This is a genomic window from Streptomyces sp. NBC_00390 (assembly GCF_036057275.1).
In the GTDB taxonomy this organism is placed as follows: domain Bacteria; phylum Actinomycetota; class Actinomycetes; order Streptomycetales; family Streptomycetaceae; genus Streptomyces.
In genome coordinates this window covers 2,985,234-2,997,228 of the sequence record NZ_CP107945.1, presented here as the reverse complement: position 1 = coordinate 2,997,228, position 11,995 = coordinate 2,985,234, and the positions used below count along the sequence as shown (strand labels likewise).

At 72.6% G+C, this 11,995-nt stretch carries 7 protein-coding genes; 6 read left to right on the top strand and 1 reads right to left on the bottom strand.

Features of this window, described 5'->3' with window-relative positions:
- Positions 1–166: 166 nt before the first annotated feature.
- The 6 genes from OHS70_RS12515 (at position 167) to nudC (ending at position 11,476) form a co-directional block, all read left to right on the top strand.
- Positions 167–550 carry an MGMT family protein gene (locus OHS70_RS12515; RefSeq protein WP_328396771.1) on the top strand — a complete coding sequence of 128 codons (384 nt, stop codon included), beginning with the start codon at positions 167–169 and terminating at the stop codon, positions 548–550.
- 158 nt (positions 551–708) lie between these two features.
- Entirely contained in the window at positions 709–4,482 is a 3,774-nt protein-coding gene (locus tag OHS70_RS12510) for a UvrD-helicase domain-containing protein (RefSeq protein ID WP_328396769.1), read from the top strand.
- Between the two features lie 107 nt (positions 4,483–4,589).
- Complete coding sequence (locus tag OHS70_RS12505; RefSeq protein WP_328396767.1) at positions 4,590–5,408, top strand: hypothetical protein; 819 nt, start codon at positions 4,590–4,592, stop codon at positions 5,406–5,408.
- A 117-nt stretch (positions 5,409–5,525) separates the two neighbouring features.
- Positions 5,526–9,059 (top strand): ATP-dependent DNA helicase, encoded by a 3,534-nt coding sequence (locus OHS70_RS12500; protein WP_328396765.1) that lies wholly within the window; start codon positions 5,526–5,528, stop codon positions 9,057–9,059.
- A 10-nt stretch (positions 9,060–9,069) separates the two neighbouring features.
- On the top strand, positions 9,070–10,467 hold the full coding sequence (locus OHS70_RS12495; protein WP_328396763.1) for a dipeptidase: 1,398 nt from the start codon (positions 9,070–9,072) through the stop codon (positions 10,465–10,467).
- A 37-nt stretch (positions 10,468–10,504) separates the two neighbouring features.
- Positions 10,505–11,476 carry an NAD(+) diphosphatase gene (gene nudC / locus OHS70_RS12490; RefSeq protein WP_328396761.1) on the top strand — a complete coding sequence of 324 codons (972 nt, stop codon included), beginning with the start codon at positions 10,505–10,507 and terminating at the stop codon, positions 11,474–11,476.
- A 115-nt stretch (positions 11,477–11,591) separates the two neighbouring features.
- On the opposite strand, the gene OHS70_RS12485 is transcribed toward nudC, so the two are convergent.
- Positions 11,592–11,849, bottom strand: a complete 258-nt coding sequence (locus tag OHS70_RS12485) for a mycoredoxin (protein WP_328396759.1) — start codon at positions 11,847–11,849, stop codon at positions 11,592–11,594.
- Positions 11,850–11,995 lie beyond the last annotated feature (146 nt).

Below are 11,995 nucleotides of genomic sequence, written 5' to 3'. Positions count from 1 at the left end.
ATCACCAGTCACCGCCCGCACGATGGTGGCACGACCGGACGACAGTGGGGGGTATCAGGGTGCATTGCGGGGGCGCGAGGTGTGCAAGACTCGGCCCTTTGTCCCGCATGGCCTGATTCGCCCCTTGTCCGGGGCCCTGTCGGTGGCGTGCGGCAGGATGGGTCGGATGGAGGAGCTGCCGCAGTACGCCGAGTATCCCGAATATGCCGAGCGGGTGCTGGAGGTTGCCGACCTGATCCCATCGGGCCGGGTGATGACATACGGGGACATCGCCGAATGGCTGGGCGAGGGCGGGCCGCGCCAGGTCGGCCGGGCGATGGCGCTGTACGGCGGGGCGGTGCCGTGGTGGCGGGTCGTCCGGGCGGACGGCACTGTGCTGCCCGGCCATGAGATCGAGGCCCTGCAGCACTACCGCGCCGAGGGAACCCCGCTGCGCGACGCCCCGCGGGGTGCCGACGACCACGTGCCGCGCATCGACATGCGACGGGCGCGGTGGGACGGAGTCCACCCGGAAACAGCGGGCGACGGCAGCGACGGAACTCACATATGACAGCTTCCGCCAAGCGGCGCGGCCGCGGGGAACCGCGGGACCGCAGGAGGTACGCGGCGGACCCGCCGTCGGCGCTCCCCGCCCTGGCGTAGCGTCGTCAGCGCGCGTCACGATGCGCATTCTCATCACCAGCACACCCACCAGGACCGGCGAACCACGTGAGCTCCTCCTCCACCACCGGGCGTACGTCGTACCCGCAGCAGGTACGGCAGGGGGTTCCCCCACGCCCGCAAGGACGCAGGGGGAGGCCCCCGGGCGCGTACCGACTGGTGCGTACCCCTCCCGGCCCGGTGGATCCCCCCCTCCTGGACGCAGCCCAGCGGGCCGTGGTTGACCATCGGGCAGGGCCGCTGCTGGTTCTCGCCGGGCCCGGCACGGGCAAGACGACCACGCTGGTGGAGGCCGTCGCCGCACACATCGCCAGGGGCGCGGATCCGGCCCGGATCCTCGTGCTCACCTTCAGCCGCAGAGCGGCCGTCGATCTGCGAGACCGGACGGCGCTGCGGCTCGGTGGCAGGCAGGGGCCGCAGGCGACCACCTTCCACTCCTTCTGCTATGCCCTGGTCCGGGCCCACCAGGACGCCGATCTGTTCTCCGAACCGCTGCGGCTGCTGTCCGGTCCCGAGCAGGACGTCGCCGTACGCGAGCTGCTCGCGGGGCACATCGGTCCGGAGCGCGCCGGTGTGCCGGGCATCCGCTGGCCAAACGAGCTGCGGGCCTGCCTCACCACGCGAGGCTTCGCGGACGAGGTGCGGGCCGTGCTCGCCCGCAGCCGCGAGCTCGGTCTCGGCCCGGACTCACTCGCCCGCTTCGCCGCTCGCACCGGCCGTCCCGACTGGGGGGCGGCCGCGGCGTTCCTCGCCGAGTATCTCGACGTCCTGGACCTGCAAGGAGTGCTCGACTACGCGGAACTGGTGCACCGTGCGGTGCTGCTGGCCGAGCGGAGCGCCGCGCCGTACGACTTCCCCTACGACGCGGTCTTCGTCGACGAGTACCAGGACACCGACCCGGCCCAGGTGCGGCTGCTCCGGGCCCTCGCGGGCGGTGGGCGGACGCTGGTGGCGTTCGGCGACCCGGACCAGTCCATCTACGCGTTCCGGGGCGCGGACGTGAACGGCATCCTCGACTTCCCGGACACCTTCCGCCACACGGACGGGACGCCGTCGCAGGTGGCGGTGCTCGGCACATCCCGGCGCAGCGGTGCGCAGCTGCTCGCCGCGACCCGGCTGCTGACCCGCCGGATGCCGCTGACCCGCCTTCCCGCGGACAAGGTCCGGGCCCACCGCGAGCTCGGGGCCGTGCGCGAGGGCGGCCGCGTCGAGGCGTACACGTACCCGACGGCCTCGACGGAACTCGACAACATCGCCGACATCCTGCGCCGTGCCCACCTGGAGGACGGTGTCCCCTGGAAGGACATGGCGGTCCTGGTGCGCGCCGGCGCGCGCTCGATCCCGGCCGTCCGCCGCGCTCTGACCTCGGCGGGTGTCCCCCTGGAGGTCGACGGCGACGATGTGGCGCTGCGCCACGAGCCCGCGGTGGCCCCGCTGCTGACGGCTCTGAGAGCGGTGGCCACGGCAGCGGTGACACCGAGGGCGGCGTCGGCCACGGCCGAAGAGGGCCAGGCCACGGCCGAAGGGGACCAGGCCACGGGCGAGGGGCGTCGGGCAGCCCGGGGCGAAGCCTCTGCGGCAGCCGGGGAGCCGTCGCCGCAGACTCCTGACGACCGCCCCGGCGCGGGGCACCGGCTCCAGGTCTCCGGTCCCGCGCACGCCTCGGCGCCGGCCCACGGCGCAGGACCGGATGTCGCAAAGGCCTCACCAGAGGCCGGACGGCTGCCCTCTGCCACGGGCGGGGACGGCTCGGCGAAGGACTCGGCCCGTGACGGCCGGCCCGGTGGCGGAGCGGAGGCACTGCCTGCCACGACGACCGCGGACCCGGCGGGCCGGGGAGCCGGCGAAGCCGCCCCCGTCGGGCTCAGCACGGCGGCGGACGGCGGTGTCGCGGTGCAGGCAGCGGATCCCGTGAGCCAGGACGGCGCGGCGTCGGGGAGCGGCCCCTGCTGGCTCGGTACCGAGACCGCCGTCGCTCTGCTCACTTCCCCCCTCGGCGGCATGGACACCGCCGACCTCCGGCGTCTCGGCCGGGCTCTGCGTGACGAGGAGCGCGCAGGCGGTAACCGCGTACCCCCGCCGTCGGACGAGCTGATCGCCCGCGCCCTCGCCGAGCCCGAGCGCCTCGTCGCTCACGACCCCGCGTACGCCCGCGGCGCGCAACGGCTCGGTGCGCTGCTGCGCAAGGCGCGGGAGCTGCTCGCCGGGGGAGGCACGGCCGAGGAAGCGCTCTGGCAGCTGTGGGACGGCACCCCCTGGCCGCAGCGCCTGGAGCGCGCAGCCCGCCGCGGGGGTGCGGCAGGACGTAACGCGGACCGGGATCTCGACGCCGTCTGCGCCCTGTTCGAGACCGCGGCGCGTGCCGAGGAGCGCACCGGCGGCCGGGGCGCGCTGAACTTCCTCGAGGAGCTCGACGCCCAGGACATCGCCGCCGACACGCTCACCAGGCGGGAGGTGCGGCCCGACTCCGTACGCCTGATGACCGCCCACCGCTCCAAGGGCCTCGAATGGAGCCTGGTCGTCGTCGCCGGCGTACAGGAGGGTCTGTGGCCCGACCTGCGCCGGCGCGGATCCCTTCTGGAGGCCGACCGCATCGGCCGTGACGGACTCGCCGAGCCCCTCACGCCCGGAGCGCTGCTCGCCGAGGAGCGGCGCCTCTTCTACGTCGCCGCCACCCGCGCCCGCCACCGGCTCGTGGTCACGGCCGTCAAGGCGCCCGCCGACGACGGTGACCAGCCCTCCCGCTTCCTCACCGAACTCGGCGTCGAGCCGCGCGACATCACCGGCCGCCCGCGCCGCCCCCTCGCCGTCGCCGCGCTCGTCGCCGAGCTGCGTGCCACCACCGTGGACCCGGCCGCGACCCCGCAGCTGCGCGATGCCGCGGCCCGTCGCCTCGCGCGCCTCGCCGCGCTCACGGACGACGAGGACCAGCCGCTGGTCCCGGCCGCGCACCCCTACAGCTGGTGGGGTCTGTACGACGCCACACACAGCGCCGTCCCGCTGCGCGACCGCGACCAGCCCGTCACCCTCTCCGGCAGCGCGCTCGACCAGCTGGCCAACACCTGTGCTCTGCAGTGGTTCCTGGGACGCGAGGTGAAGGCCGACACACCCGCCACCGCGGCCCAGGGCTTCGGCAACGTGGTGCACGTGCTCGCGGACGAGGTCGCGTCCGGGCGGACCCCCGCGGATCTCGGGGTCCTCATGGCACGCCTCGACTCCGTCTGGGACGCGCTCGTCTTCGACGCCCCCTGGAAGTCGCAGCAGGAGAAGGAGCACGCGCGCCTGGCGCTCGAGCGCTTCCTGCGCTGGCACGTCATGGACCGTGGCGGCCGGGAACCCGCCGCCACCGAGCACGACTTCGACGTGACGCTCGAAGCCGGTGAGTACGAGGTCCGTATCCGCGGCTCCATGGACCGCGTCGAGCAGGACGAGCACGGCCGCGCCTATGTCGTCGACTTCAAGACCGGCAAGGCGACCCCCACCAGGGACGAGGTCGCCCGCCATCCGCAGCTCGCCGTCTATCAGCTCGCCGTGCGCGAGGGCGCGGTCGACGAGGCCTTCGGCGGCCACCGGCCCGAGTCCGGCGGCGCGGAACTCGTCCAGCTGCGCCAGCCCGCTGCCAAGAAGGAGGGCGGCGAGGCACTGCCCAAGATCCAGGCGCAGGAGCCGCTCGCGGGGGAGTGGGTGGGAGATCTGCTCGCCACCGCGGCCGGCCGGGTCCTGGACGAACGATTCACCCCGGCGGCCGGCCAGCACTGCACGCACTGCTCGTTCCGTGCCTCGTGCAGCGCACAGCCGGAGGGCCGTCACATCGTGGAGTGAACACCCGCCGCGTGATGCATGTCACGGGCCGGGTGTGCATCCAAAAGGGGCCTCTCGGCGGTCGCATAGGGGTGCGGTCAGAAGGTTCCAGAGGAGAAGAGAGACAGATGGCGGCCAATCGGAGACTCCTGGTTTCGGCGATGGTCTGTGCGACCGCGATCGCCGGACTCTCGGCCTGCTCCAAGAGCGACAGCGGCAACGGCGGTTCAGGGGCGAAGGAGCCGACGGCGACCGCGTCGTCGAAGCCGGCGGACCCCTTCAAGGGCCTGAGCGCCGATCAGATCGCCGACAAGGGCATCGAGACCACCAAGGGCGCCACGAGTCTGAGGATGGCCGGCCGGGTCAAGACGGACGGTGACCTGATGGACGTCGACTTCGCGGTCGACGACAAGGGGACCTGCACGGGCACGATGGGCACCGACGGTGCCACCGCCGAGCTGCTGCAGACCGACGACGTGATGTACATGAAGGGCAACGAGAAGTTCTGGACCTCCATGGGCAAGGAGGAAGGATCTTCCGGCGAGGAGGCCGCCGGCATCGCCGAGATGCTCAAGGGCCGCTGGATGAAGATCCCCGCCGGTGAGGGGCCGGGCGAGATGTGCGACCTCAAGGGCATGGTCTCCGACATGGACGACGACAAGTCCGAGCGCACGGGCATGACCAAGGGACCCGACGCCGAGGTGGACGGCGTCCCCGCGGCCGTCGTGGTGAAGAAGAAGGCCGACGGCGAGACGATCGAGATGTACGTGGCCAAGGAGGGCAAGCCCTACCTCCTCAAGGTCCACGTGGTCGGCGGCGACGAGCCCGGCACGATGGTCTTCTCCGACTACGACAAGCCTGTGAAGGCCGTGGCGCCCCCCGCCGACGAGGTCGTCGACATGGAGAAGCTGCAGGGCCTGGACGACCAGGGCGCGGGCGCTGCCTGACGCGGCGCGGACGCTCCCGGCCCGTCGCCGGGACCCGGCCGCCCCCGCCTGTGGCGAGCTCGGGCAGATGCGGACGGGGCCACCGGGCTGTCGGTGGTCCCCGTTAGCCTCTCTGGGATGACCGCGCGTATCACCGACCCCGAGCAGCTCAAGGAGCTCCTCGGTATCCCCTTCACCCCGGAGCAGACGGCCTGCATCACCGCACCGCCCGCCCCGCAGGTCGTCGTGGCCGGAGCCGGGTCGGGGAAGACGACGGTCATGGCTGCCCGGGTGGTGTGGCTGGTCGGCACGGGACAGGTCGCCCCCGAGCAGGTGCTCGGTCTCACCTTCACCAACAAGGCGGCGGGCGAGCTGGCCGAGCGCGTCCGTACCGCTCTCGTACGGGCCGGTGTGACGGACCCCGAGGCCCTTGACCCGGACAATCCGCCGGGTGAGCCCCGCATCTCCACGTACCACGCGTTCGCCGGTCAGCTGCTGACCGACCACGGGCTGCGCATCGGTCTGGAGCCGACCGCGCGCCTTCTCGCCGACGCCACCCGGTACCAGCTCGCCGCACGGGTGCTGCGCGAGGCGCCAGGGCCGTATCCCGCGCTCACCCGCTCCTTCCCTTCCCTGGTCAGTGATCTGCTCGCGCTGGACGCCGAGCTCGCCGAGCATCTGGTGCGCCCCGAGCAGCTGGAGGCGTACGACGCCGCGCTGCTGCACACCCTGGAGACCGCCCGGCTCAGCAACGCGGAGCTGCGCAAGGTGCCCGAGGCCGCCGCCGCCCGGCGTGAACTGCTCGACCTGACCGTCCGTTACCGCGCGGCCAAGCGGGAGCGGGATCTTCTCGACTTCGGGGACCAGATCGCCCTGTCCGCCGAGCTCGCGCTGACGCGGCCGGAGGTCGGCCGCATCCTGCGGGACGAGTTCCGGGTCGTGCTGCTCGACGAGTACCAGGACACGTCCGTCGCCCAGCGGCTCCTGCTGTCCGGCCTGTTCGGGCAGGGCACGGGGCACGCGGTGACCGCGGTCGGCGACCCCTGCCAGGCCATCTACGGCTGGCGCGGGGCGTCCGTCGCCAATCTCGACGACTTCCCGGCCCACTTCCCCCATGCCGACGGGCGGCCCGCCACGCGCCTCTCGCTCAGCGAGAACCGGCGCAGCGGCGGCCGGCTGCTCCAGCTCGCCAACGGCCTCGCGACGCCGCTGCGCGCCCTGCACGAAGGTGTGGAGGCGCTGCGCCCGGCCCCCGGCGCCGAGCGGGACGGCATCGTCCGGTGCGCCCTGCTGCCGACACACGCGCAGGAGATCGAGTGGCTCGCCGACTCGATCGCCCACCTGGTGCGCACCGGCAAGGAGCCCGGCGAGATCGCCGTCCTGTGCCGTACGGCGGGCGACTTCCCCGAGATCCAGGGCGCGCTGGTCGCCCGTGACGTCCCGGTCGAGGTCGTCGGGCTGTCCGGGCTGCTCCACCTCCCGGAGGTCGCCGACCTGGTCGCCGTGTGCGAGGTCCTCCAGGACCCGGGTGCCAACGCCTCGCTCGTCCGTCTGCTCACCGGGCCGCGCTGGCGGATCGGTCCCCGCGACCTTGCGCTGCTCGGCCGCCGGGCGCGGCTGCTGGTGCACCGTGCCACGGCTGAGGGCGCCGATCCCGAGCAGCGCCTCGCGGCGGCCGTCGAGGGGACCGACCCGGCTGAGGTCATCTCGCTCGCCGACGCCCTGGACACCTTCCTGGAGTCGGCGGGCGGGGAGGACGACGGCCTGCCCTTCTCGGCCGAGGCCCGGGTGCGGTTCGCCCGCCTCGCCGCCGAACTGCGCGATCTGCGCCGGTCGCTGGCAGACCCCCTGATGGACGTACTGCACCGCGTGCTCGGCACCACCGGCCTCGAGGTCGAACTGTCCGCGTCCCCGCACGCCCTGGCCGCACGCCGCCGCGAGACCCTCGCCAACTTCCTGGACACAGCGGCCGGTTTCGCCGCCCTGGACGGGGAGGCGTCACTCCTGGCCTTCCTGGCCTTCCTGCGGACCGCCGCGCAGTACGAGAAGGGCCTGGACAACGCCCTCCCGGGCGGCGAGAACACGGTCAAGGTGCTGACCGCCCACAAGTCCAAGGGCCTTGAATGGGACGTCGTGGCCGTCCCCGGCCTGGTCGCCAAGCACTTCCCGAGCGACCATGCGCGCGAGGCCTGGACCGCCCGGTCCAAGGTGCTGCCGCACGCTCTGCGAGGTGACGCGGCGACGCTCCCGGACATCGCCTCCTGGGACGCGAGGGGGCTGAAGTCCTTCAAGGAGTCGATGAAGGACCACCAGCACACCGAAGAACTCCGCCTCGGATATGTGACCTTCACCCGCCCCCGCTCGCTGCTGCTGGGCTCGGGGCACTGGTGGGGCCCGAGCCAGAAGCGCAGCCGCGGCCCCTCGCAGTTCCTCCAGGCGCTGTACGACCACTGCGCGCAGGGCTACGGCGAAATCGAGGTCTGGGCGGACGAGCCGGACGAGGACGCGGAGAATCCGGCGTTGCACGGGACGGCGGCGGACCATGTCTGGCCGCTTCCCCTGGACCCGGCCTCCCTCGCCCGCCGACGTGCGGCGGCGGACACCGTGCTGGCCCACCTGGACACCCTGAGAAACCAGCCCGAGCCGGAGCCGGAGCCGGAGCCGGAGCCCGAGCCCGAGGACGCGGACGACTGGTGGCCCACCGAAGCCCCCTACGACGACGAGGCCCCACCACCCCCCTACGACGACCTCGGCATCCCCGACCCCCGCAGCCCTGCTGACGGGGGGACCACCCGCCGACCGGCTCACCCCGCATCGCCGCACCCGCACACCGATGCGGGCACCGAGTCGCACGGTGAAGCCGGCTCTCCCGCAGGTGCGGAGGAGCTTCGCCTCGCTCCCGAAGAGGTCCGCATCACCCCCGAAGGGGTCCGCCTCACCCCGGAAGAGGCCCGCACCATCGCCTCCTGGGACCGCGACCTCGACGCTCTCGCCGGCGAGCTGCGCCGTACCCGCGCCAGTGTGCGTGACGTCCTCGTACCGCCCTCGCTCTCCGCCACCCAGCTGCTGCGCCTCGCCGCCGACCCCGACGGCTTCGCCCAGGAGCTGGCCCGCCCCATGCCCCGGCCACCGCAGCCCGCAGCCCGCCGGGGCATCCGCTTCCACGCATGGGTCGAGTCGCGGTTCGAGGAGCTGCCGCTGCCCATGCTGGGCCCGGACGAGCTGCCGGGCGGGGCGGACGGCCCGGACGCGGCCGGCATCGAGGACGAGCACGATCTGGCTGCGCTCAAGGAGGCCTTCGAGCGCACCCCGTACGCACGCCGCACGCCGTACCGTGTCGAGGCGCCGTTCGAGCTCACCCTCGCGGGCCGCGTCATCCGGGGCCGTATCGACGCCGTCTACCGGACCGGAGCGGACACCTACGAGATCGTCGACTGGAAGACCGCACGCAACTCCAGCGCCGACCCCCTCCAGCTCGCCGTCTACCGCGTGGCCTGGGCCGAGGCGCACGGCGTCCCGCTGGAAGCGGTGAGCGCCACGTTCGTTTTCGTACGCACCGGAGAGATCGTCCGGCCCGACGGCCTCCCCGGTCGCGCCGGTCTCGAACGCCTCCTGATCGGAGTGAGTCCGCACAGCGGGACGGCCGACGAGTCAGCCGTCGGCGCCCGTTAGGCTCAGGAGCATGAGCGACACCCCGGACAACGCCGTCCGTACGTACACGGAGCAGCATCGCGCCGCCTTCCTCGACGCCCTCACCGAGTGGCTGCGCATCCCGTCGGTGTCCGCACAGCCCGAGCACGCCGCGGACGTACGGCGCAGCGCGGAGTGGCTCGCGACCGCACTCGCCGGGACCGGGTTCCCCGTCACCGAGATCTGGCCCACCCCGGGCGCACCCGCGGTCTTCGCCGAATGGCTCTCGGACGACCCGGGCGCACCCACGGTGCTGGTCTACGGACACCACGATGTCCAGCCCGCCGCCCGCGAGGACGGCTGGCACACCGACCCCTTCGAGCCGCAGATCGTCGACGGCCGGATGTACGGCCGCGGCGCGGCCGACGACAAGGGGCAGGTGTTCCTCCACACGCTCGGTGTGCGGGCCCACCTCGCCGCCACCGGACGCACCACGCCCGCGGTCAACCTGAAGCTGCTGATCGAGGGCGAGGAGGAGTCCGGCTCCCCGAACTTCCGCGCGCTCGTCGAAGAGCACGCCGAGCGCCTCGCCGCCGACGCCGTGATCGTCTCGGACACCGGCATGTGGTCCGAGACGACCCCGACCGTCTGTACCGGCATGCGCGGTCTCGCCGACTGCGAGATCACCCTGTACGGGCCCGACCAGGACATCCACTCCGGCTCGTTCGGCGGAGCCGTACCCAACCCGGCGACCGTCGCCGCCCGGATCGTCGCGGCGCTGCACGACGAGAACGAGCACGTCACCGTGCCCGGGTTCTACGACGGCATCGCACCGTTGACCGACGCCGAGCGCGACCTGCTCGCCGAGCTGCCCTTCGACGAGGAATCCTGGCTGCGCACCGCCAAGTCCCACGGCACCCTCGGTGAGAGCGGCTACTCCACACTTGAGCGCATCTGGGCCCGCCCGACCGCCGAGGTCAACGGCATCGGCGGCGGCTACCAGGGCCCCGGCGGCAAGACGATCGTCCCGTCGTCGGCGATGGTCAAGCTCTCCTTCCGGCTCGTCGCGGGACAGGACCCGGACAAGATCGAACGCGCGATCACGGACTGGGTCGCACTCCAGATCCCGGCCGGCATCCGCAACGAGATCGAGTTCGGCGCGGCGACCCGCCCCTGCCTGACGCCTCTGGACCACCCCGCCCTGAAGTCGGTGGTTCGGGCCATGGGCCGTGCCTTCGACGGCCACAAGATCCGCTTCACCCGCGAGGGCGGTTCGGGACCGGCCGCCGACCTGCAGGACGTGCTGGCCGCTCCCGTGCTGTTCCTCGGTATCTCCGTACCGTCCGACGGCTGGCACGCGCCCAACGAGAAGGTCGAGCTGGACCTGCTCCTCAAAGGCGTGGAGGCGGCCGCCCACCTGTGGGGCGACCTGGCCGAGGCCCTGCGCTGAACCGCAACCCATCCACCCGGGGGAGTTGGAAGAACACGTGAGCACCAACAGCTACGCCGACGGCCGTCCGATCGGTTTCACCGAGCCGGTCGGCCTCACCGCGCCGAGCGGTATCGACCGCGAGGCGCACAACCGCCTCGACGAGGCCTGGCTCGCGGCGGCGTGGAGCCACCCCACGACCCGGGTCTTCGTGGTCTCCGGCGGCCAGGCGCTGATCGACGACACCCCTGACGGCCGCACCGAACTGGTCATGACCCCGGCCTTCGAGGCCCCCGTCACCGAGACCCACCGCTACTTCCTCGGCACGGACGAGGACGGGGTGCGCTACTTCGCCCTCCAGAAGGACGCCCTGCCCGGCCGTATCGACCAGTCGGCGCGGCCGGCGGGTCTTCGCGAGGCGGGGCTGCTGCTGTCCCCCCGCGACGCGGGACTGCTGGTGCACGCCGTTGCCCTGGAGAACTGGCAGCGGCTCCACCGCTTCTGCTCGCGCTGCGGAGAACGTACGGTCATCGCCGCCGCCGGCCACATCCGCCGCTGCCAGGCCTGCGGCGCCGAGCATTACCCGCGTACCGACCCCGCGGTGATCATGCTCATCACGGACCAGGAGGACCGCGCGCTGCTGGGCCGGCAGGTGCACTGGCCCGAAGGCCGCTTCTCCACGCTTGCCGGGTTCGTGGAGCCCGGCGAGTCGATCGAGCAGTCGGTGCGCCGGGAGGCCCGCGAGGAGGCCGGAATAGAGGTCGGCGAGGTCGAGTACATCGCCAGCCAGCCCTGGCCGTTCCCGTCCAGCCTGATGCTGGGCTTCTTCGCGCGCATCGCTCCCTCCGCCTCGTCCGAGATTGTGGTGGACGGTGAGGAGATCGAGGAGGCGCGCTGGTTCTCCAGGGAGGAACTGCGGGCCGCGTTCGAGTCCGGGGAGGTGCTGCCGCCGTACGGGATCTCGATCGCCTCACGTCTCATCGAGCGCTGGTACGGCAAGCCGCTCCCCAAGCCCGGCAGCCTGGCATGACGCGCAGCAGGCCGGCACAGGGCGCAGGGCCCGGGACATGACGCGGCCCCGGGACGAGCCCGGGGCCGTATGTCCGCACGGCGACGGCAGTCGCACGCACCGTCGACAGTTGTCGTCAGGCGCTGAGAGCCTGCTTCACCTGGGCGAGGCTCGGGTTCGTCATCACGACCTCCGCGCCGCCGCCCGCGGGCAGGATCTGTACGGTCGGCACCGTCTGGTTGCCGCCGTTGGCCCGCTCGACGAAGGCCGCCGACTCCGGGTCCTGCTCGATGTTGATCTCGTTGTACGAGATGCCCTCGCGGTCCAGCTGGCTCTTCAGCCGACGGCAGTATCCGCACCAGGTGGTGCTGTACATCGTCACAGTGCCCTGCATCGTCTCCTGCGCTCCTTCGTCTCGCGGGGTGTTCCAAGAGCAGAACGCATGTGACCCGACCACCATTCCCGCATTGGCCCGCATAAGTAGGACCAATCCAGCACCCCTGTGGACAACGGCCGCATGCACCACTGCCGACCTGGCAG